Consider the following 20747-nt stretch of genomic DNA (forward strand, 5'->3'; position numbering starts at 1 on the left):
GGCGGCCCGCCCGCGCCCCGCGACGTGATCGCAGTGCTCGGCCGCCTCGGTGACCCGGTCGACAGCCTCAGAACTTCTCGTTCGAGTCCGGAGCGATGCGGAACCCGTGTCCGGAGGCGTCGTGCGTGCAGCGGAGCTCCGAATCGCCGGTGGCCGCGCAGGTGAAGCCGAGCGTGGTGAGCGTCTTGCCAGACGGCAGGCGGTCCTGCGGTCCCGGCGACCGATCGGCTGGCCCGTACATGATGCCGCCGGCGCAGATGAAGTCCACCTTGTCGTCCGATCCGACCGACATGCCGTAACCCCAGGTGATGTCCGGGTTGCAACTGGCGGGCCGAGGCGGCACCGGCTTCGTTCCGCCTTGGCACAGCGCCTGCTCCGCGACGATGGCGCAGGAATACTGGTCGTCCGGCGAGGTGAAGAAGTAGAAGTCGAGCGAGCCGACCCGGTGGTGGTACTTCTCCGGCGACACCGCGGTCGGCTCCTGGTCCTGGCCGGTCGGTGCTGGTCCAGGCGTCGCGGTCGGTTCCAGCGGTGCCGGGCACGGCGCCGTGCGGAACACCTCCGGGCGCATGTCCCGGACCTCGGGCGGCATCGGTCCGGCCGGACCGGTCTGGTGCTTGCCGAGCTCCCCGATCTCGATCGGCGCGCCGACGTCACCCCAGCCGCCGCCGTAACCCCACCACGGCTGCTTCTCGACCGCACGCACCTGCTCCCACGTGCGCCACTGCTTGCCCCGGTCGGCGTGGTCCGGGAACGGCACCTTGGGGATCGAGTAGCCGCCCGGTTTCGGGTAGGACCCGTGCGAGCCCTCGGCCGCGTAGACGACCGGGTGGCCGTCCTGCTTCTCGACGTCGGCCCAGTCCACCGCGCACTTGGTGTCGTGCTGTGAATACACCACGCGCACCGGCTGGTCGCCTCTGGTGACGACGGTGATCCGCTCCCAGTCGCCTTCGTGGTTGCCACCGTGGCCACCGCCCGGCACGGTGGACTCGTTCCACGGGTAGAAGAACCAGTAGACGTGGCCGGTCAAGCCCTTGTTCTCCCCGTCGCCCGGCACGTCCTGCAGGTAAACCGGATCGGGTCCACCTTCGCCGTTGTTGTCCACATCGGACGTCAGGAAGAAGCCTTCCCGGCCGAAGTCGCCGGAGTACGGCCGCGTCGCCTGCGTGGTCGTGTAGACCGGGCCTTCCGGCTTGCACGTGTCCTTGTTGGCTTTGCGTGCCTGGAACTTGCCTGGCGTCGCGAGGTCCTTCTCGGCCGGGTGGACGGCGATCGTCTCGTCCTTGCAGGGCTCGGCGTGCGACCACTTCAGCGTCGACCGCCGGATGAACTCGCTCGCGTCGCCGGGCTCGTGGTCCTCGTCGTGTGCCAAGTAGACCAACGGCGCGAAGGCCGCGGGACCGCCGGTGACGCCGCCGGTGGGCTGGGGCGTGCCGGTCTCGGTCGTCTTGCACCCGGAAACCGCCAGGACCAGCAGCGACACCAGCCCAGCGACCACCCGACCTCGACCCATCGCGCTCCCCCTGACCCAAGCCATCCGCCACCGCGTCGACCAGTCCGATGTATCCACCCTAGATGGACACACGGCCGTCGGGCCGGTTGCCGTAGAAGCGGGCGACGGCGTGGAACGATTCCTTGGGCTCCCAGGCCATGTCCGGGTAGGTCGTCCCGCGCCCGCCGGCGTAGGTCTTGACCAGGCTCAGCGCCCCCATGTCGAGGTCGTACCGGGGATCAGGGCTGTAGCACGACAACGGCTCGACGAACTGGCAGACGAACGCACCGTCGACGCCTGCGGCCTCGAGAATCGTCAGGTCCTCGGCGATCCTCGTGGCTTGCGACCCCTCGTCGCGGACGTGATCGCCTTTTACCAGGCGGGGACGGACGAGCCGGCCGACGAGCGGGAGCTGGTGGAGGGCAACGGTTTTCCAGTCGGTGATGCCGGTACCCAGCTTGCCGTCGCGGTCGGCGCCTCGGTAGGTACGCATGCCGAACTCGGTGACGACGACGGGTTTGCCGTGGGCGGACAACCGCTCGAGCGTGTCGAGGTAGCGCGGGCCGGACCGGGCGTCCCGGTAGTGATCGACGCCGACGATGTCGAACAGGTCCCAGTCGACGCGTTCGAAGGGCAACGAGGCATAGGTGATCGGACCACCGAACACGTCGCGGACCTGGCGTGTGGCACGCGTCAGGAACGCTTCCAGCGGCGCGCGGTGCCGGCCGGCTCGGATCTCCTCGTGGACGTTCGCGAGCCGCCGGAGGAAGGTCCGCCCCTTGATGATGCCGCGCATGAACAGCGTCGATTCCGTGGCCACGCTGAACACCAGCCGATCAGGCCAACGGCGACGAAGCCGCTCGCCCGCCACGGCCGCCGCGGCGATGTGCGCCAACGTGGCTTCGACGCCCTGATCCCACAGCTCGGGCGAGAACCACACCTCCAAACCCAGCGCCAGGGCGTGCTCGGCGGCGACGGTGAGGCGGTCGACGTCGCGACCACAGATCTTGACGGCGTTGCAGCCGAGGTCGTCCCTGATGATCTCCAGTTCACGACGGACGACCCGCGGATCGAACACGGGACGCCAGTTGAAGCCGAGCACCCGGCCCACGTCGTACAGCACACCCCTGCGTCTCACCGCCGCGGCCTTCTTTCGCCGACGACCACCCTGTGCTTGCTCACCCGACCATCTTGTCAACCCTGGGTTGTCAACGTCAACCCCTCGTTGTCACCCATCGCGGGCCGTACCGCCGGGTGGAGTTGAAAGAGGGGTTCGGCCAGGCAGGTGATCTACACCGGATTCGGCAGCTTGGCTGAGAAACTCCCTATTGTCGCCGTGAGCAGTTCCTCGACGACTTCTGCCGCCGACTGTCCACTCTGGCTACTGAAGGTAGCGACGTTGGGGCGGGCGATACACGTTCGGGTGGATTGCAGCCGTCGGTCCGGCCTTACCGGTTGACGGGGTTACCGTGCAAGGTAAGCGACGACCGTCCATTGAGTCATCTCGTACCGGCGGTGGCGCGCAATGGTTTACGAGTCAACGGCCCGGTCCCCGCCGTTCCTCGATCGCTCGTGATCGATGGAGGCAATGCGCATGGACGGCAAGCCCGCCAACAGAACCTCCAGCTGGACCCGCCGTGTCCGGTGGAGCGCGACAGCCGCGATTTCGACGATCGCAGGCCTGCTCTTCCTCACCGGTGTGCTGCCGGCCTCGCCCCGCGCTTTTGCCGCGACCGCGCCGGTGGGCCTGGGTACCGCGGGGTCCTATTCGGTGCTGGGCGGCCAAACCGTGACCAACACCGGTCCCAGCACCCTGGACGCGAGCCTGGGCGTCAGCCCCGGCACGGCGATCGTCGGCTTCCCGCCTGGCACCGCCGGTGGCGCCATCCACGCCGGCGACGCCCCGGCCGCGCAAGCGCAGCTCGACCTCACCACCGCCTACAACGACGCGGCCGGCCGGGCACCCACCGCCAACGTGCCCGCCGACCTGGTCGGTCTCACCCTGGTAGGCGGCGTCTACCAGGCCAGCGGCCCGCTCGCGCTGAGCGGAACCGTGACCCTGGACGCCCAAGGCGACCCGAGCACCGTCTGGATCTTCCAGGCGTCGTCCACCTTGATCACCGCGTCCGCCAGCGACGTCAACCTGGTCAACGGCGCGCAAGGCTGCCACGTCTACTGGCAGGTCGGCAGCTCCGCCACCTTGGGCACCCACTCCGACTTCACCGGCACCATCATGGCGCTGACCTCGATCACCGTCACCACGGGCACCGACGTCCAGGGCCGCGCGCTCGCCCGCAACGGCGCGGTAACCCTGGACGACGACACGTTCACCACTCCCGGCTGCGACACGACCCCGACCACCACGACCACCACGCCGACCGAGACGACCACCACGACCCCAACCGAGACCACCACAACCACCGACACCACAACCACACCCACCGAGACCACCACCACAACGCCCGAGACCACCACCACGACGCCCGAGACCACCACGACGACGCCCACCGAAACCACCACAACTACCGGCACCACCACGACCACCACTGACACGACAACGACCACCGGCACCACGACCACCGGCACCACGACCACCGGCACCACCACCACCGGCACCACCACCACCGGCACAACCACCGGCAGCTCGACCACCACGTCGACCGGCTCCACGACGTCGAGTACCGACGTAACTCCCACCACCAGGAGCACGCCCGGCGTCACCCGGCCCACCCACCACCACGGCAACGGCGGCGGCGGCGGGCACCACGGCACGAACGGCCCCACGGGACCGTCCGACCTCGCCTACACCGGAACCAGCTCGCTGCTCGCTCCCCTGATCGCGGTCGGTGCCTTGCTCATCGCCCTCGGCGGCCTGCTCTTCGCCGTCGCACGCACCCGCCGGGCATGACCCAACGCAAACGAACCAGTTCGCCTCTCACCCACAGGGCGCACGACGGACCCTGGAGGTCGGAATGCACGATGAACCTGGATACCGCGACGTCCCACCACCAGCGGACGGGACCATCAGCCTCGGTGAACCGGGACTGTTCATCACCGGAGCGGACCAGCTCGAGGTCGCGCACACCTTGCCCGCCATCGCGGCCCGCCTCCTGCACGAGGTGGGCGAGCTCCGCGACCTGGGGGAATTCCCGGCCCAGGCCTCGGTGCGAGTCGACATCAAGTCCGATCAAGACCAGCTCGACATCACGCTGGAAGGCCTGTCGCCCGAATCCGACCCCGACCGGGTCAGCACGATGACCGCCCTCCGCACCGTTTTCGAGCTGGCCGGCCACTTGAACCTGATCGACGTCACGGGCCGCAGGCCACCTTGGTTCACCCTGCACATGCTCGCGGTCGACCGGGCGGGCCGGCCGTATGCGGGGCTCGTCGGCACCGGCATGGGCGACATCCACCCGGCCGACAACGACCTACCCCGACGACGCACATGATCGGAGTCGCACCGCATCCAGTGGATGGTCGTGGCGAGCGGCTATCCGAGGGTCACGCCGGCTTGTTGGCCAGTTTGGCGAAGCGTTCGGGTCGGGGCCAGCGGACCTGGGTGGCCCAGCCGAGTTTTTCGAAGATCCAGATCAGGCGGGCGGAGATGTCGATCTGGCCGCGGCCCACGCCGTGGCGGGCGCCGGTGGGGTCGGCGTGGTGCGAGTTGTGCCAGGACTCACCGCAGGACAGGATCGCCAGCGGCCAGAAGTTCGCGGACTTGTCGCGGGCGGCGTAGGGCCGCTCGCCGATCATGTGGCAGATGGAGTTGACCGACCAGGTCACGTGGTGCAGCAGCGCGACGCGGACCAGCCCGGCCCAGAAGAACCCGGTCAGCGCACCCCACCAGGACATCGTGATCAGCCCGCCCAGCAGGGCCGGGGTCAGCAGCGTGGCCACGGTCAGCAGCGGGAAGAGCTTGTCGACGCGGGTGATGTCGTCATCGGCGAGCAGGTCGGGGGCGAAGCGGCGGGGGTTGGTTTTGTCGCGGCCGAACATCCAGCCCATGTGGGCGTGCCAGAACCCCTTGGCCAGCGCGGCGGCCGAGGTGCCGAACAGCCACGGCGAGTGCGGGTCGCCCTCGCGGTCGGCGTAGGCGTGGTGGCGGCGGTGATCGGCCACCCAGCCGATCACGGGGCCTTGCATGGCCATGCTGCCGATCGCGGCCAGCGCGATCCGCAGCGCCCGGTTGGCTTTGAACGCGCCGTGGGTGAAGTAGCGGTGGAACCCGACCGTCACGCCCAGGCAGGTGAGGAAGTAGAACCCCGCGGCCAGCCCGATGTCGGTCCAGGACAGTCCCCACCCCCACGCCAGCGGCACCGCCGCGGCCACCGCCAGCAACGGCACCACCGCGAACAACTTCACCAGGAAGTTCTCGAACCGGGTCTTCTCACCAGCCAGCATCGGCTCGGGTGTTCGGTTTTCGGCCCGGGCAGGGGCGATAGCAGTACTCATGGTCAACCAATCTCGGCGGTCAAATTCCCGCGCCCGGGGACTGGGGACGCAAAGTGGTGCCCCGAAGGACTCCACGAGAGGTATTACCCACGCACGGAGCTGCTGAAACATCACGGCGGCCGACGACGCCCTGAGAATTGTCTGTGAATATTCGATATTCGGCACCATCCGGGCCAGATCGGCGTTGTCACTCGTAGTGGACATGAATCGTGTCCCGGACGGTGGGACAAAATGACGAAGGCGTTCACACAGACCCAGGCGGCTTCGCGGCTGCCGACGTTGCCCGGTGGCTGGCCGATCAGCTCCTACGACACCTACAAGCAGGCACAACAGGCCGTCTACCACCTGGCTGACAACGACTTCCCGCTCGAGGGTGTCGCGATCGTCGGTGTGGACCCACTGCTTGTCGAGCGGATCGACGCCCACCTGACCTGGCGGCGCGTGCTGGCCGCGGGAGCGATGTCGGGTGCGTGGCTCGGTCTGTTCGTCGGCCTGCTGCTGAGCATGTTCACCGCGGGCTCCGGGATGGCGCCGATCGCGATCGGCCTCGCCGCCGGCATCGCGACCGGCATGGCCTCGGCCGCGATGCGGTTCGCCCCGACGCACGGTCAACGGAACTTCGCCTCGCACAGCCAGCTGGTCGCCGGCCACTACGACGTGCTGTGCCAGCCACCGACCGCCGAGCGGGGCCGGGATCTGCTCGCGGCCCTCGCCCTGCGCAGCGCCTGACCCACTGCCACCGCGCGCTCGTCGTCCGGAGCGACCGCGTTCGGGGGCAAACCGTCGGCGTCGCGCCGGCACCGGCGACACCCCGGAGAAAATCTATGGCGGCCGGAGTAGACATTCGGCGCCAGGCGTGTGTAGTGTTCTGGTCGTAGCGAGAGAGACAACGTCGTGCAGACGCGGGAGAGGACGGAACTACCCGCGAAGCGAGACAAGACGGTCGTCGAGGCACGGAGCCGAGCAGTACGGGCTCCGACCGGCGACCGGGCCAGGGCAGAAGTGATCGAAGAAGTGTCGGTCCTGGCGAGCTAGCGCAAGAAAATAGGTACGCAAGTAGTGAAGAAGGCGGTCGGGTGCGCCGGAGCCAAGCAACACAGGGGTTCTGGCGCACCCGATCAGCGGCGCCACCGGTGCTGGGACCGATTTTGGTAAGAGGTTCCGGTCGGGTGACGTCCGTAGCGGTATCCGATAGGAAAACACTGGAAAGAAGGGAGAGGGCGCATCATTGGATCGCCCGCCATGGCTGCTTTGCGCCGGGCGGGTACCGCAGGCCCATCGGATTGGTAGGTGGTTCTCGGTTACTGACACGCGATCCCCGCGCGATCGGGTTCTTGATCGATCAGTGCGGGTACGGAACGCCGATCTCACTGTCGGCTGACAATGGTGAAACCCAAACCCCTAGGCCCCTGGGTGCCGTACACGGCACCCAGGGGCCTTCGTGATGCGGAGGTCGAATGATCCCTGACCAGTCCGACGCGCCCGCGCCGAGCGCGGGCGACAAGTTCGATGATGAGCATTACCCCGGCTACACCATGGGCCGGGCCGCGGACATGCTGGGCACGACCCAGGGTTTCCTGCGCAGCCTTGACGAGAACGGGCTGATCCAGCCCCAGCGTTCCGCCGGCGGGCACCGCCGCTACTCCCGCCACCAACTACGCGTGGCCGCACGCGTGCGCGAACTGGTCGACCAGGGCACCCCGATCGACGCGGCCTGCCGCATCATCACCCTCGAAGACCAACTCCACGACGCCCAGCAACGCAACGCCGATCTACAACCCTCCGACTGAACCTGCGTGGTGTGCCGCCCTACCGCGGCACACCAGCACCGGAAAACCGACGCCGCATTCCGGCTCAACCATGCGGTCAACTGTCATCCCCGGCCCACGCTCGACGGGTAGGCTGAGCAGTAGCCCTCACCGTAGAGAGGGGGCTCTCTCATGACCGATACGTCGGCCAACCGGCCCGTACAGTCCCACACCACTCATGCGGACGCCGCGCCAGCAGCGACCGAGCCGCCCATCGCCGATACCGCTCCGCGAACGGCCGCTCCTCCAGCCCGCAACCCGTTGCGCCGCAGCCGTACCAGCGCCGTCTGGACCGGTGTCATCGTGTTCGCCGTCGTGCTGGTGCTGCTGCTGATCTTCATCTTGCAGAACACGCAGTCGGTGCGGATCTCCTACCTCGGCGCGGCCGGAAACGTGTCACTGGCGGTGGCCATGCTGCTCGCCGCCGTCGCCGGGGTGCTGTTGACCGCGATCGCCGGATCACTGCGCATCTGGCAGCTGCGGCGCCGCCTGCCCCGCTCCCCTCGACGCTGACGCACTTGCCGCGAGGGTGCCGACGCGATCCCACGCCGGCACCCAACGTTCCCAGCCCGCGCCCTCAAGCATCGGCGCGGCGCAACCTCCAAGCGGCGAATCCGATCAGGACGACCGCGTAGGCGCACATCACCGCGAAACCGGTCCAGGGTGACAAGGGGTGGGCAACACCGTAGGTGCCGTCGATCAGCATGCCGCCGGCGTTGGAGGGCAGGTACTGCACGAAGTGGTCCGTCCACGACGCAGGCAGCAGCATGGTCAGCGGTGGCACGACGAAGAACACCGCGACGAAGGTGGAGATCGCCGCCGCGGTGTTGCGCAGTACGGCACCCAGTGCGAGCGCGGTTATCGCGGCCACGCTCAGGTACAACGCGGCGCCGATGATCGAACGCAGGGCACCCGGGTCGGACAGCGAGGCGTCGAGGTGTTTCCCGCTCAGCAGGAGCTGGCCGATGGTGAACGCGGTGATGCTGCTGGCCAACATGGTCAGGAACACCGCGCCCGCGCACACCGCGAGCTTCGCCCACAGCATCGGCAGCCGCGCGGGCACGACGGCCAGCGAGGCGCGGATCATGCCCGTGCTGTACTCACCGGTGATCACCAGGACCCCGAGGACCCCGATGGCCAGCTGCGCGAAGAAGGTCCCGGTCAGACTGGCCGAGGTCGCGGTCTGACCCGGATCGAAGCCCTGGGCCTGGCCGGCCTGGATACCGGAGAACAGGGCGCCGAGCCCGATCATGAAGACGACCGCGAGCAGCAGGGTGTAGAGCGTCGAGCGCAGTGAGCGGAACTTCGTCCATTCCGAACGAATCACGCGTAGCTGCGTTACGCGCAGCCCGTGGTGGTCCGGTCTGATCGGCGTCGGGGCCGGCTCGAGCGTTGCGGTCATGACGCCACCGTCTCGGTGTGGGGGTCGGCGCTGGTGGTGGTGCGGTATTCGATGGAGTCGCTGGTCAGTTCCATGAATGCCTGTTCCAGTGAGGCCTGCTGGACGGTCAGTTCGTAGATGGGCAGGTGGGCCTGCCACGCGATCGTGCCGATGTGTTGCGCGGTCAGGCCGTCGACGTGCAGGACATCGGGCTGACCGGCGGAGATGGTGATGTCCGGGGCGATCAGCAGTTCGCGCAGCCGAGACGCCTCGGGCGTGCGGACGGTGACGGTGCTGGCCGAGGCTCGGGCGATGAACTCCGCGACCGTGGTGTCGGCCATGAGCTTGCCCCGGCCGATCACGACCAACCGCGTCGCGGTTTGCGCCATCTCGCTCATCAGGTGCGAGGACACGAACACCGTGTGCCCATCGGCGGCCAGGCTCTTGAGCATGGTGCGCATCCACAACACACCTTCGGGGTCCAGGCCGTTGGACGGTTCGTCCAGCACCACGGTCTGCGGGTTGCCCAGCAGGGCCGAGGCGACGCCCAGTCGCTGTCCCATGCCGAGGCTGAAGCCGCCGACCCGGGTACCGGCCACGCTCCGAAGTCCGACCAGGTCGATCACCTCGTCGACGCGCTTGCTGCTGACGCCGTTGGTCTGCGCCAGTGCGAGCAGGTGGTTGCGGGCCGACCGGCCGGTGTGTACCGCTTTGGCCTCGAGCAGCACACCCAACTCGGCCATCGGCGCTCGACAGGACCGGTAACGGCGGTCGTTGACGACGACATCCCCGGCGGTCGGCCGGTCCAGCCCCGCGATCATCCGCATCGTGGTGGATTTCCCGGCCCCGTTGGGGCCGAGGAACCCCGTGACCATTCCCGGGTGCACGACGAAACTCACCCCGTCCACGGCAAGTTTCTCTCCATAGCGTTTGGAGAGGTTCTTCACTTCGATCATTCCGTGGCCTTCCCTGTCATCTTGGCGAGCAAAGTGGAACGGGAGTACTGGCCATCGACGACGGCAGGCGTGTCGCAACTTTCATGACCACAACAGCGAAGGCAAGGCAACGCACGGCACCTCGGCGTGTCACGGGAGCACCTGCGGTGCTGCCGGAGGCGAGCTCAGCCAGGAGGGGCCATCGCCGCGCCACCAAGCGGGCGCGAGCCTTTCGCGCTCAACGGCGGACAGGCGGTCCGATGCCGACGGGATGCCGAGAGCCACCAAAACCGGTGAGTCACCTGAGCATGCACCTTTTGCCACCAGAAGTACATACAGTAACGGTGGCCGTCACACCACGTGGAACGAATTTCCGGTCGCCGAACCCACTGTCAGTCACCGACCAGACTGAATATCGGTACCGCTTGATTGGATTTTCCAACACCGCCACCATCGAAAAGCGGGCGGCACTACTTCTTTTCGGCCGGCGTTGCGGGTCGGAGCGCTACGCAGCATTCGCCGGCGCGGGGGTCCAGGACCGCTTCGACGGTGGGTGCCCGCAGACCGTCGAGCAGGCCGCTGAGGAAGGCCTGGTTGATCTGGCACACGAGGTCGGGGGCCTTCGCGGCCAGCGGGTGGAACGGGCAGTTGCGCAGCCGCAGGCAGGTCGAGGCTTCGCGGTCCGGCTCGAAGCCGTGGCGTTCGACCACGACCGAGGCGATGGTGAGGGCCCGTTCGGCGCCGAGGCGACCGGGCCGGTGCCGGGCGCGTTCGGCAGCGCCGAGAGCCTCGCCGTGCCGGCGGGCAGCGCGCAGCGCGGCGTCGCGAGCGGTCTCACCGCCACCATGGTCGAGGACGGCGTCCAGCAAGATCTCGGCCAGGACGTCGTGCTGGCGGGGTGGGATGCTGACCCGCACCTCGAGGTCGGAGGGTTCGTACACCTTGGGCGCACGCCCGACCTTCGGCACGCCGCCGACGAATTCGTAGCGCGTGCGCAGCAGTCCGGCCACGACCAGCTTGTCCAGGTGGAACGCCGCCAGCTTGCGGGAGATCCCGACCGCCCCGGCCGCCTCGTCGCGGGTGACCGGGTGCCGGGCCTGCCGGATGTGGGCGTACATGTCGCGCCGCAAGGGATCGTCCAGCGCCGCGAGCGCGCCGATCGGATCCTGGCCCATGGTCGCAGGCTAGCACCGACACGCATGAACGTAACTCCGATCGGGTACCGCTCACCTGCCCAGCTTGACCGCCACGAGCAATAAGACCAAACTTTGTTGGCGAAAAGGAGTCGACATGACGAACGATCTCGAGCAGGCGAAACAGCCGGTGAGCGCGGCGCTGGCCGGGCCGTACGGCCACCCGTTCCACCCGATCCTGGTGACGGTGCCCATCGGCGCCTGGGTCAGCAGCCTGGTCTTCGACATCGGGTCGCGGATCGTCGACGATCCGGGTTTCCTGGCGCGGGGATCGCTGTGGCTCATCGCGATCGGCGTCATCGGCGCGCTCGCCGCGGCGATGGTCGGCGTCCTCGACCTGATGGCGATCCCCACCGGCACCCGGGCGTTCCGCACCGGGTTGACGCACATGGGCCTCAACCTCACCGTCACCGTCGCCTACATCGTCGCGTTCTTCTGGCGCCGGGCCACCTCCGCGGGCCCGGGACCGGTGGCGATCGGCCCGCTCGTCCTGTCGGTGGCCGCCCTCGTCGCCCTCGCCGCGTCGGGCTACCTCGGCGGGAAGCTGGCCTACCACTACGGCGTCCGCGTCGCCGCCGAGTCCACGCAGGCGCAGGGATACACCCGCTCCGCGGCCTGAGACGTTCGTCCACCACCACACCAGAGGAGACCGATCATGGACATCGCCGCACTGATCGCCTGGCTGGTCACCGCCGGAGGCGGCTTCGTCATGCTGGGCACCTGGATCGCCAAGGGCGGTACCCGAGCACCGGAGACCACCCGCTTGTCCCCGGGGCTGGTGTTCGGGCACTTCGGTATCGCCGCGGTCGGCCTCGTCCTGTGGATCGTGTACCTGTTCGCCGACAGCCGCGCGCTCGCGTGGATCGCGTTCATCCTCCTGGTCCCGGTCGCCTTGCTGGGTTTCACGATGTTCGCCCGCTGGCTGCCCGGCTACCGCGCCCGCACCGCGTCGACCGGTGAAGCGGCGCCGGAGCAACGCTTCCCCGTCGCCGTGGTCGGGGCCCACGGACTGCTCGCAGTCACGACCGTCGTCCTCGTCCTGCTCGCGGCCCTCGGCGTCGGCGGCAGCTGATTCCCTCGGGTCATCCGGTCCGGTCGGCCAGGAAGCGTTCGATGCGGTCGAGCGCGTCCCGCGTCGCGGCCGGGTCGCGTACGAATGTCATCCGCAGCCACCGGTCCTCGCCGCCCTCGGCGAAGAAGGTTTCGCCCGGCGCGACGAGGACGCCGGCCCGCTCGACCAGGTCGCGGCACAACGCGCCGGCCGGGACGCCGAGCGGCCGGGTGTCGGCCATGAGGAACCAGCCGCCCTCCGGGCGGAACACCGCGAAGCCCATCGCGGTCAGCCGGTCCACCATCAGGTCCCGCTGCTGCTGGACCCAGGACCTGTTGTCCCCCAGCGAGTCCAGGGCCAACGCGGCCGCGCCGTGCTGCATCGGGCGGTTCGTGCCGATGGTCGTGCGCTCGTGCACCCGGCGGATCGCCGACGTGGTGGCCGGGTCGGCCACGCAGAAGCCGATGCGCCAACCGGTGGCGTTGAGCGTCTTGGACAGGCTGCCGGCCAGCACCACGTGCTCCCGTCCGCCCGGCAACGACAGCGGCGACCGGTGGCGCGCCCCGTCGAACACGTAGTGGTCGTACACCTCGTCGGTGACGCACACGAGGCCGCGCTCGCGGCACAACCGCAGCACTCCCCCGACCTCCGCGGCATCGAACACCCGGCCGGTCGGGTTGTGCGGCGTGTTCAGGATGATCGCCCTGGTGCGCGCCGACACCGCGGCGGCCAGGTCGGCCGGGTCGAGGCGCCAGCCATCGGTGCGCAGCCCGACGACGACGGGAACGGCACCGACCAGCTCCACCATGCCGACGTAGCTCTCGTAACACGGCTGCACGACGACTACCTCGTCGCCGGGGTCGGTCACGGCGAGCAGCGTCGCGAACAACGCCTCGGTGGCGCCGCACGTGATGGTCAGCTCGGTCGCCGGGTCCACGTCGATCCCATGGGTACGCCTGAGCCCCGCCGCCAGCGCGGCACGCAGTTCGGGCAGGCCGGCCGGGTCGGCGTACTGGTGCCGGCCCGCCCGCAGCGCCGCCACGGCCGCGTCCACGACCGGTGCCGGCGGGTCCGCTGCCGGGATACCCAGGGCGATGTCGATGGCCTTGACCCGTTCGGCCACCCGCAGCAGTTCGGTCAGCTCCATCCCGGCGACCCGGGTGCAGCGCCGGGAAACGCGCATCAGCCCGCGGTGATCTCGTAATAGGCAAAGCGGAATCCGGTGTTCGGGGCGGAGAACACCCGGTCGCACCGCAGGCCGGCTTTGCCGATGACCTCGAGCCACTGGTCCAGTGGCCGCGGAAAACCCTGGTCGGTGAGCACGTGCACGAGGAAGAAGTCGGCGTCCTTCTCGTCGGCGAACATTTCCGGTTCGCACAACAGGAACACCTTGCCGGCCGTGAGCAATTCGGCGTAGCGGCCCAGCAGTTCGACGACGGCGCCCTCGCCGTCGCGGAAGTGCTCGTGCAGCGCGCCGACGGCGACCACGAAGTCCGTGTCCACCGCCGCGGCCGGCCACGTCTGCGGCTGGAACGCGTCCCCGACCACGAAGGACGCCCGGTCGGCGAGACCCTCGGCGCGGGCGCGCTCGGCGGCGAAGTCGATCGCGTCGGTCGCGATGTCCAGCCCCACTCCCGACATGGCCGGGTCGTCGCGGCACAGGTCCAGCACGAGCCCGCCCGTGCCGCAGCCGAGGTCGAGCACGCTGTGGGCGCCGTGCTCGCGCATCAACCGACGCACCAGGTCCGACCCGAAGCTGCGGAACAGCACCTCGCAGCGCCGGCCCAGTGCCTCGGTGTCCCGCTCGACGTCCACGCCGTAGCGCTGCCGGCCGGTGAGCATCGCGTCGATGCCGTGCAGGACCGGCCCGTAGGCCTCCACGTAGTAGCCCAGCAACGACTCCGGCAGTTCCGCGAGCAGGGCGGCGCCCCGGTCGGTCGTGCGCCACGCGTCGCCTTCGCGTTCCAGCAAGCCACGCACGGCGAGGAACTCCAGCACCCCGCGCAGCAACGACTCCGAGCCTCCCGCGGGCACCAGGGCCGCCAGCTCCGTCCAGTCGCGCGACAAGCGCCGCGCCACCCCGGCGCGGGCGAGGCCGACCACCGCGGTGCACAGCACGTACGAGGCGGCCAGTTCACCCACCCGCGCCGTTGCCATCTGCTGCCAGGCGTCCTGCACCGCCGGGTCGAGGACCTCCACCGACTCCGCCATCTCGCGTTCCCTCCCGTTGTCGTGATTGCTCGCCGGCCGGTTCCGCCCGCGCGACGATGGCCAGCAACTCCGCGTCGCTGAGCACCCGCGTCGCCCCCGCGACCGCGTCGCGGATGCGCTGCACGAGCGGCGAATCCGCCGCGATGTCGTGGGCGCGCAACCAGTGCACGATGTTCGCGCGCCCGCTGCCCGGGCCGACCTCGATCCGTTGCCGCACCCCGACCCGCCCGGCCGGGATCCCGGCGTAGACCCGCTCGGCGAGCCAGTTGTCGCCCGACTCCCGCGCCTTGCTGATCGCGGCGGCGTGCACGCCGGTGGCCGTGCGGTAGACGTCCGCGCCGAAGAAGGGGTGGTTGGCCGGGATCGGCACGCCGCAGCTGCGCGCCACCAGCGCGCAGTACCGGGGCAGCTGCGCCGGGTCGAACGAGCGCCAGCCGATGTCGTCGAGGTTGACCAGCAACTGCTCCAGCGCCGCGTTGCCGGCGCGCTCGCCGATGCCCAGGGCGCTGCCGTGCACGCGGTCCGCGCCGGACTGCGCGGCCGCGAGCGAGTTCGCCACCGCGAGCCCGCGGTCGTTGTGGCCGTGCCAGTCGATCCCCACGTCCGGGAAACCGCGGTCGGCGAGCCCGGCGCGGACCGCGGTGACGAGCGCGGCCGCACCCCACGGCGTGGCGTGCCCGACGGTGTCGCACACGCAGACGCGCTCGGCGCCCTCGACGAGCCCGGCCGCGTACACGTCGAGGGTCATGTCCAGCTTCGAGCGGGTGGTGTCCTCGGTGACCAGGCAGACGCGCAGCCCTTCACGGCGGGCGAAGGCGACCGCGTCACGCACGTCGGCGAGCACCTTCGCCGCCGACCAGCCCTCGACGTACAGCCGGATGGGGCTCGTGCCCACGAACGCCATGACCCACATCGGCAGGCCGGAATCCTGGGCCGCCCGGGCCACCGCGGCGATGTCCGCGCGCACGGTGCGTGCGGCGCAGGACGCGCTGAGGCCCAGCCGCTCGGTGCGGATCTCCTCGGCCAGTCGCCGGACCTGGCGCGCCGCGACCGGCCCGGTCACCGGCATGCCGAGATCGACGCTGTCCACCCCGATGCGGTGCATCAGGTGCAGCAGCTCCAGCCGTTCGGGCAGCGTCGGCTGGGTGACCGACGGCGACTGCAGGCCGTCGCGCAGGGTCTCGTCGTGGACCTGCACCGGGCGCGACGGTGCCGCCGGGCGCGCGAGGTCGTTCCAATTCTCGATGAACTGAGCGGGCGCTGCGCTATTCATGTCACCCCAATATCGCACGGTGCTATCCGCGCCGATTAGCCGATCGATGATTTTGCCCGCTCCGCCTTGCACAAAACTATATTTGCCGTGCCCGGCATGAATTGCTAGCGTCCGATGGGTTCACAGTTCGCCGTCAATTGTTGCGATTATTCCGATCGCGAGGGGGCGCCGGGGGTGTCACAGGATCGGGGTGGCGAGAGCCGGCGGGAGAAGGTCGTCCGGGCGTTGTTCGCCGAGGTGCTCGGTGTTGCCCGGCTCGGTGTCGACGACGACTTCTTCGCCCTCGGCGGTACACCGAAGTCCGCCGCGGTGCTGCGCGCGCGGCTGCACGCGGTGTTCGGCGTGACCGTGTCCGAGGCCGAGTTCGCGGACGCGCCCACGGTGGCGGGCATCGCCGCGACGGTGGCGCCCGGCGGGGCCACACGACCGATCCGGCCGACCGTGCGATCGGCGCGACCTGCGCGGTTGCCGCTTTCCTGGGAGCAGCGGCGGTTGTGGGCGGCCGACGGCCTCGCCACCCCCGGCGAGTACACGATGACCGCCGGGTACCGGCTGACCGGCGCGCTCGACGTGCCGAAGCTCGAAGCGGCGCTGTCGCGGTTGGTCGCCCGGCACGAGACGTTGCGGACGACGTTCGACGAGGGCGGCCAGGTGATCCACCCGCCGCACGAGGTCGAACTCCCCGTGCTGCACACGACCGCGCTGGACGCGCCCCCGCTGGATGAACTGGTGCGGCGCGAACAGACCCGCCCGATCGACCTGCGGACGCTGCCCGCACTGCGCGCGTTGCTGGTGCGCCTCGGGCCCACCGAGCACGTGCTCCTGCTGACCCTGCACCACATCCTGACCGATCGCCGGTCGACCGGGATCCTCGCCCGCGACCTCGCCGAGCTGTACCGGGCCGAGGTCACCGGGGAACCGGCCGCACTCCCCCGTCTCGCCGTGCAGTACGCGGATTACGCGCTGTGGCAACAAGACCGGGACGAGCCGGACGTGGGTCACTGGCGCGATCGGTTGCGTGGCGCCCCGGTCCTGGAGCTGCCGACCGACCGACCGCGCCCGCCCGTCCGCAGTGCCGCGGGCGACCTGGTCACGTTCACCGTGCCCGCGCCCGTCGTCGCCGGGCTTTCCGGGCGCGCGCGGGCGCGCGGCGCGAGCACCTACATGGCGCTCGTCGCCCTCGTGCAGGTGCTGTTGTCGCGCCACAGCGGCCAGCACGACGTCGTACTCGGCACCCCAGTGTCCACAAGGGACCGTGACGAGGTCGCCGAGCTGGCGGGGTTCTTCGTGAACACGCTGGCCTTGCGCTCGACGGTGGACGAGTCGGTCTCCTTCGCCGAGTTCCTCGGCACCGTCCGGGAGACGGTGCTCACCGCCTTCGCCCACGCCGAGGTGCCCTTCGAGCGGGTGGTGGCCGAGGTGGTCACCGAACGCGACCCGAGCCGCACGCCGCTGGTGCAGGCGGCGCTGGTCGTCCAGTCGGCCGAGGCGGTGGTCGAGGTGCCGGGGCTGCGGCTCGCGGAACTCGCCCTGCCCTCCCCGGTGCCGCGCTACGACCTCAGCGTGCAACTGGTGCCCGACGGCGGCGGCTTCGCGGGAACGGTCATCTACGCCACCGACCTGTTCGACGTCGCGACCGCCACGAGGTTCGCCCGCCACCTGGTGGTCCTGGCCGAACAGGTCGTCGCCGCGCCCGACGTCCCGCTGCACGAGGTCAGCTCGCTCGACGCCGAGGAACACCGGCAGCTCGTCGCCGACTGGCAGGGACCACCAGGACGGCCGCCTGCGCATTTCGTGGAGCTGTTCACCACTCGCGTCGCGGCCGCTCCGGGCGCGCCGGCCCTGGCGTTCGAGGGCACGGTGGTCACCTATGCCGAGCTGGACCGCTGGACCAACCGGCTCGCGCGGCTGTTGCTGGCGCGCGGGGTCGGCCCGGAGGACATCGTCGCGCTCCCGCTGCCGCGCGGGCCCGAGTCGATCGCCGTCGTGCTGGCCGTGTTCAAGGCCGGCGCGGCCTACCTGCCGGTCGACACGACGTACCCGGCCGAACGGATCGAGTTCCTGCTCGCCGATTCCGGCGCGGCGCTCGCGATCACCACGGGCGGGTTCACCGCGGGCGTGCCCACCGTCGCGCTGGACGACGTGGCCACGGCGGCGGAGCTGGCGGCGACCGGCGACGGCCCGGTCACCGACGCCGAGCGCGGCGGCCCGCTGCTGGCGCAGCACGCCGCCTACGTCATCTACACCTCGGGCTCCACCGGGGCGCCCAAGGGCGTCCTTGTCTCGCACCTGGGCGTGGCGAACATGGCGAGCGCCGTGGCCCGCCGGCTGGCGATGGGGCCGGGCAGCCGGTCGCTGCAGTTCGTCTCACCGAGCTTCGACGCGTCCTTCGGCGAGCTGAGCGTGGCGTTGTTGTCCGGCGCCACGCTGGTCCTCGCGCCAGTGGAGCGGTTGCGGCCGGGCCCACCGCTGGTGGAGCTGGTGCGACAGCAACGGATCACGCACCTGGGCGTGCCGCCGACCGTGCTCGCCGCGCTCGCGCCGGGGAGCCTGCCCGCGGGGCTGAACCTGGTGGTGGGCGGCGAGGACTGCCCGCCGGAACTGGTCCGCCGCTGGGCGGGCCGGGTCACGATGGTGAACCTCTACGGGCCGACGGAGTGCACCGTCACGGCGACGGCGAGCGCCCCGCTGGTCGAGGACGAACCGGTGTCGCTCGGCCTGCCGGTCGACGGGCTGCGCGCCTATGTGCTGGACGCCCACCTGCGGCCGGTCCCGATCGGGGTGCCCGGCGAGCTGCACCTGGCCGGCCCCGGACTGGCCCGGGGTTACCTGGGGCGCCCGGCGACGACGGCGGCCGCGTTCGTGCCGGATCCCTTCGGCGGTCCCGGTGACCGGATGTACCGCACCGGGGACCTCGTGCGGCGACGCCACGACGGGGTGCTGGTGTACGCCGGCCGCCGCGACGACCAGGTCAAGGTCCGCGGGTTCCGGATCGAGCTCGGCGAGGTCGAGGCGGCGCTCGCCGCGCACCCCGCGGTCACTGTCGCCGCCGCAGTGACCCAGACCGACCACAATGGACACCGGCGCCTCGTCGGCTACGTGGTGACCGACGCCGACCTGACACCACAGGCGTTGCGCGACCACCTCACCGAGCGTCTGCCCGACTACATGGTGCCGACCGCCTTCGTGTTCCTCGACGAGCTACCCACGACCGCGAGCGGCAAGGTCGACCGCGCCGCGTTGCCCGCCCCGGCGGTCGTCGCCGGCGGCCGGGCCCCCAGGACGACCCGGGAAACCTTGCTGTGCACCGTGTTCGCCGCCGTGCTCGGGCTACCTCGCGTAGGGGTCGACGACAGTTTCTTCGTGCTCGGCGGGGACAGCATCCTGGCCATCGAGGTGGTGAGCAGGGCGCGGCAGGCCGGGCTGGTCTTCACCGTCAGCGACATGTTCCGGCACACCACCGTCGCCGAGCTGGCCGCGGCCGCCACCGAGGTGACGCCCGCCGAGCGCTCGGACGGGGACGACGACGGCGTGGGCGACGTCCGCCGCACGCCGATCATGGAATGGCTGCGGGCGTCGGGCATCCCGCTCGACGGCTTCAACCAGGCCGTGGTGGTGCGGACGCCCGCCGGTCTGCGCGTCGAAGACCTCACCGACGCGCTGCAGCAACTGCTGGACCACCACGACATGCTGCGGTTGCGGGTGCACGACGACTGGTCGCTGCACGTGCCCGAGCCGGGTTCGGTCACGGCCACCGACTGTCTACAAAGGATGGACGTCGAGGGTGCCGATTTCACCGAACTCGTTGCCACGGCGGCCCGGCTGGCGCTGGACCGGCTCGACCCGGCCCGCGGGCTGGTGCTGCAGGCCGTGTGGTGCGACGCGGGGCCGGTACGCGCCGGACGCCTCGTGCTGGTCGCCCACCACCTGGTCGTCGACGGCGTGTCCTGGCGGATCCTGCTGACCGATCTCGCGCGGGCGCTGGCCGACGACCCGCTCCTCCCGGTCGGCACGTCGTTCCGGCGGTGGGCGGCGGCGCTGGCCGCCGGCTCGCGAGCCGCCGAACTCCCGTTCTGGCTGAACACCTCGGCGGTGCCCGACCCACCACTGGGCACCCGCCGGCTCGACCCCGCGCGCGACACCGCGGCGACCACGCGCGAACTGGAACTGCGGCTACCCGCGGCGGACACGCGGCCCTTGCTCACCGCGGTGCCCGCGTCGGTCCACGGCGGCGTCAACGACGTGCTGCTCGCGGCTTTCGCGCTCGCGGCGCGACGCCGCGGCATCGGCTCGGCGGCCGGCGTGCTGGTCGACCTGGAGGGCCACGGCCGCGAGGAGGCGGTGGCCGCGGCGGACCTCTCCCGCACCGTCGGCTGGTTCACCACCCAGTTCCCGGTCCGCCTCGACGTCGGCGGCATCGACGTCGAGGAGGCGCTGCGCGGCGGTCCGGCCGCCGGGCGTGCGCTGGTGCGGGTCAAGGAACAGTTGCGGGCCGTGCCGGACAACGGCATCGGCTTCGGCATCCTGCGCTACCTGGACCCGGCGGCGCGACCGCGCCTGGCGGAGCTGCCCACCCCGCAACTCGGGTTCAACTACCTCGGCCGGTTCGCCGCCGCCGACGGCTGGGGCCTCGCCCCGGAGCCGGCGGGCATCGGCGCCCTGCCACCGCAAGCACCGGTGCCACACGTGCTGCACCTGCTCGCCATCACCCGGGACACCCCGGCCGGACCGGAACTCGGCGCCACGTGGTCGTGGCCGGACGGATTGCTCAGCGAGCACGAGGTCCGCGCGTTCGCCGACACCTGGTTCGCCGCGTTGCGCGCACTCACCCGCCACGCCCGCGGGCTGGACGCCGGCGTCCGCACGCCGTCGGACCTGCCGCTGGTGTCGGTGACGCAGCACGAGATCGACGAGTTCACCGACCACCTCCGGGCCTGACCGAGGACGATGA

The 20747-nt window shown here is 70.4% G+C and carries 17 protein-coding genes; 8 read left to right on the plus strand and 9 right to left on the minus strand.

Features of this window, described 5'->3' with window-relative positions:
• Positions 1-67: 67 nt before the first annotated feature.
• Together EV186_RS11250 and EV186_RS11255 are read right to left on the minus strand one after the other, a co-directional pair.
• A complete protein-coding gene (locus EV186_RS11250; RefSeq protein WP_133849183.1) occupies positions 68-1513 on the minus strand; it encodes a Vps62-related protein in 1446 nt (481 codons plus the stop codon).
• A gap of 58 nt (positions 1514-1571) precedes the next feature.
• Positions 1572-2630, minus strand: coding sequence for an abortive infection protein (locus EV186_RS11255; RefSeq protein WP_133849184.1), 1059 nt, complete (start codon positions 2628-2630; stop codon positions 1572-1574).
• 456 nt (positions 2631-3086) lie between these two features.
• Here EV186_RS11255 and EV186_RS11260 point away from each other — a divergent pair, with 456 nt between their 5' ends.
• Positions 3087-4400 (plus strand): ice-binding family protein, encoded by a 1314-nt coding sequence (locus EV186_RS11260; protein ID WP_208115559.1) that lies wholly within the window; start codon positions 3087-3089, stop codon positions 4398-4400.
• A 64-nt stretch (positions 4401-4464) separates the two neighbouring features.
• On the plus strand, positions 4465-4941 hold the full coding sequence (locus tag EV186_RS11265; protein ID WP_133849185.1) for a hypothetical protein: 477 nt from the start codon (positions 4465-4467) through the stop codon (positions 4939-4941).
• A 52-nt stretch (positions 4942-4993) separates the two neighbouring features.
• Here EV186_RS11265 and EV186_RS11270 read toward each other — a convergent pair whose 3' ends face one another.
• Positions 4994-5944: an acyl-CoA desaturase gene (locus tag EV186_RS11270; RefSeq protein ID WP_208115560.1), complete on the minus strand. Its 951-nt coding sequence runs from the start codon at positions 5942-5944 to the stop codon at positions 4994-4996.
• Positions 5945-6175: 231 nt separating this feature from the next.
• Here EV186_RS11270 and EV186_RS11275 point away from each other — a divergent pair, with 231 nt between their 5' ends.
• The 3 genes from EV186_RS11275 to EV186_RS11285 all read left to right on the plus strand — a co-directional run bounded on the left by EV186_RS11275 (position 6176) and on the right by EV186_RS11285 (position 8265).
• Entirely contained in the window at positions 6176-6673 is a 498-nt protein-coding gene (locus tag EV186_RS11275; protein ID WP_133849186.1) for a general stress protein, read from the plus strand.
• Between the two features lie 728 nt (positions 6674-7401).
• Complete coding sequence (locus EV186_RS11280; RefSeq protein ID WP_133849187.1) at positions 7402-7734, plus strand: helix-turn-helix domain-containing protein; 333 nt, start codon at positions 7402-7404, stop codon at positions 7732-7734.
• 279 nt (positions 7735-8013) lie between these two features.
• Complete coding sequence (locus tag EV186_RS11285; RefSeq protein ID WP_208115561.1) at positions 8014-8265, plus strand: lipopolysaccharide assembly protein LapA domain-containing protein; 252 nt, start codon at positions 8014-8016, stop codon at positions 8263-8265.
• Positions 8266-8329: 64 nt separating this feature from the next.
• Here EV186_RS11285 and EV186_RS11290 read toward each other — a convergent pair whose 3' ends face one another.
• From EV186_RS11290 to EV186_RS11300, 3 genes are all read right to left on the minus strand, one after another.
• Positions 8330-9154 carry an ABC transporter permease gene (locus EV186_RS11290; RefSeq protein WP_133849189.1) on the minus strand — a complete coding sequence of 275 codons (825 nt, stop codon included), beginning with the start codon at positions 9152-9154 and terminating at the stop codon, positions 8330-8332.
• Entirely contained in the window at positions 9151-10089 is a 939-nt protein-coding gene (locus tag EV186_RS11295) for an ABC transporter ATP-binding protein (protein ID WP_133849190.1), read from the minus strand. Before EV186_RS11295 ends, EV186_RS11290 begins: the two co-directional genes overlap by 4 nt.
• 449 nt (positions 10090-10538) lie before the next feature.
• The gene (locus tag EV186_RS11300) at positions 10539-11243 is read right to left on the minus strand and encodes a helix-turn-helix transcriptional regulator (protein WP_133849191.1); all 705 of its coding nucleotides are present in this window, start codon (positions 11241-11243) and stop codon (positions 10539-10541) included.
• A gap of 115 nt (positions 11244-11358) precedes the next feature.
• Here EV186_RS11300 and EV186_RS11305 point away from each other — a divergent pair, with 115 nt between their 5' ends.
• Positions 11359-11880, plus strand: coding sequence for a DUF2231 domain-containing protein (locus EV186_RS11305; RefSeq protein WP_133849192.1), 522 nt, complete (start codon positions 11359-11361; stop codon positions 11878-11880).
• 36 nt (positions 11881-11916) lie between these two features.
• Positions 11917-12333 (plus strand): hypothetical protein, encoded by a 417-nt coding sequence (locus EV186_RS11310; RefSeq protein WP_133849193.1) that lies wholly within the window; start codon positions 11917-11919, stop codon positions 12331-12333.
• A 10-nt stretch (positions 12334-12343) separates the two neighbouring features.
• Here EV186_RS11310 and EV186_RS11315 read toward each other — a convergent pair whose 3' ends face one another.
• Genes EV186_RS11315 through EV186_RS11325 form a run of 3 tightly spaced genes read right to left on the minus strand, consistent with a single transcriptional unit; the run spans position 12344 to position 15796 of the window.
• Entirely contained in the window at positions 12344-13495 is a 1152-nt protein-coding gene (locus EV186_RS11315; protein WP_208115562.1) for a pyridoxal phosphate-dependent aminotransferase, read from the minus strand.
• Positions 13495-14523, minus strand: coding sequence for an SAM-dependent methyltransferase (locus tag EV186_RS11320; RefSeq protein WP_133849194.1), 1029 nt, complete (start codon positions 14521-14523; stop codon positions 13495-13497). The genes EV186_RS11315 and EV186_RS11320 overlap by 1 nt, the downstream gene beginning before the upstream one ends.
• Entirely contained in the window at positions 14447-15796 is a 1350-nt protein-coding gene (locus EV186_RS11325) for a LeuA family protein (RefSeq protein ID WP_133849195.1), read from the minus strand. Before EV186_RS11325 ends, EV186_RS11320 begins: the two co-directional genes overlap by 77 nt.
• Before the next feature lie 174 nt (positions 15797-15970).
• Between EV186_RS11325 and EV186_RS11330 the strand changes: the two genes are divergently transcribed.
• A complete protein-coding gene (locus EV186_RS11330; RefSeq protein WP_166659120.1) occupies positions 15971-20734 on the plus strand; it encodes a non-ribosomal peptide synthetase in 4764 nt (1587 codons plus the stop codon).
• Positions 20735-20747 lie beyond the last annotated feature (13 nt).

The organism is Labedaea rhizosphaerae (genome assembly GCF_004362825.1).
GTDB classification, from domain to species: Bacteria; Actinomycetota; Actinomycetes; order Mycobacteriales; family Pseudonocardiaceae; genus Labedaea; species Labedaea rhizosphaerae.

Excerpts from the sequence above, each read along its gene's own strand:
- EV186_RS11320 (WP_133849194.1), bottom strand. The coding sequence starts at position 14,523 with ATGGCGGAGTCGGTGGAGGTCCTCGACCCGGCGGTGCAGGACGCCTGG.
- EV186_RS11275 (WP_133849186.1), top strand. The coding sequence starts at position 6,176 with ATGACGAAGGCGTTCACACAGACCCAGGCGGCTTCGCGGCTGCCGACG.
- EV186_RS11305 (WP_133849192.1), top strand. The coding sequence starts at position 11,359 with ATGACGAACGATCTCGAGCAGGCGAAACAGCCGGTGAGCGCGGCGCTG.
- EV186_RS11270 (WP_208115560.1), bottom strand. The coding sequence starts at position 5,944 with ATGAGTACTGCTATCGCCCCTGCCCGGGCCGAAAACCGAACACCCGAG.
- EV186_RS11300 (WP_133849191.1), bottom strand. The coding sequence starts at position 11,243 with ATGGGCCAGGATCCGATCGGCGCGCTCGCGGCGCTGGACGATCCCTTG.
- EV186_RS11250 (WP_133849183.1), bottom strand. The coding sequence starts at position 1,513 with ATGGGTCGAGGTCGGGTGGTCGCTGGGCTGGTGTCGCTGCTGGTCCTG.
- EV186_RS11260 (WP_208115559.1), top strand. The coding sequence starts at position 3,087 with ATGGACGGCAAGCCCGCCAACAGAACCTCCAGCTGGACCCGCCGTGTC.
- EV186_RS11325 (WP_133849195.1), bottom strand. The coding sequence starts at position 15,796 with ATGAATAGCGCAGCGCCCGCTCAGTTCATCGAGAATTGGAACGACCTC.
- EV186_RS11315 (WP_208115562.1), bottom strand. The coding sequence starts at position 13,495 with ATGCGCGTTTCCCGGCGCTGCACCCGGGTCGCCGGGATGGAGCTGACC.
- EV186_RS11295 (WP_133849190.1), bottom strand. The coding sequence starts at position 10,089 with ATGATCGAAGTGAAGAACCTCTCCAAACGCTATGGAGAGAAACTTGCC.
- EV186_RS11310 (WP_133849193.1), top strand. The coding sequence starts at position 11,917 with ATGGACATCGCCGCACTGATCGCCTGGCTGGTCACCGCCGGAGGCGGC.
- EV186_RS11280 (WP_133849187.1), top strand. The coding sequence starts at position 7,402 with ATGATCCCTGACCAGTCCGACGCGCCCGCGCCGAGCGCGGGCGACAAG.
- EV186_RS11265 (WP_133849185.1), top strand. The coding sequence starts at position 4,465 with ATGCACGATGAACCTGGATACCGCGACGTCCCACCACCAGCGGACGGG.
- EV186_RS11290 (WP_133849189.1), bottom strand. The coding sequence starts at position 9,154 with ATGACCGCAACGCTCGAGCCGGCCCCGACGCCGATCAGACCGGACCAC.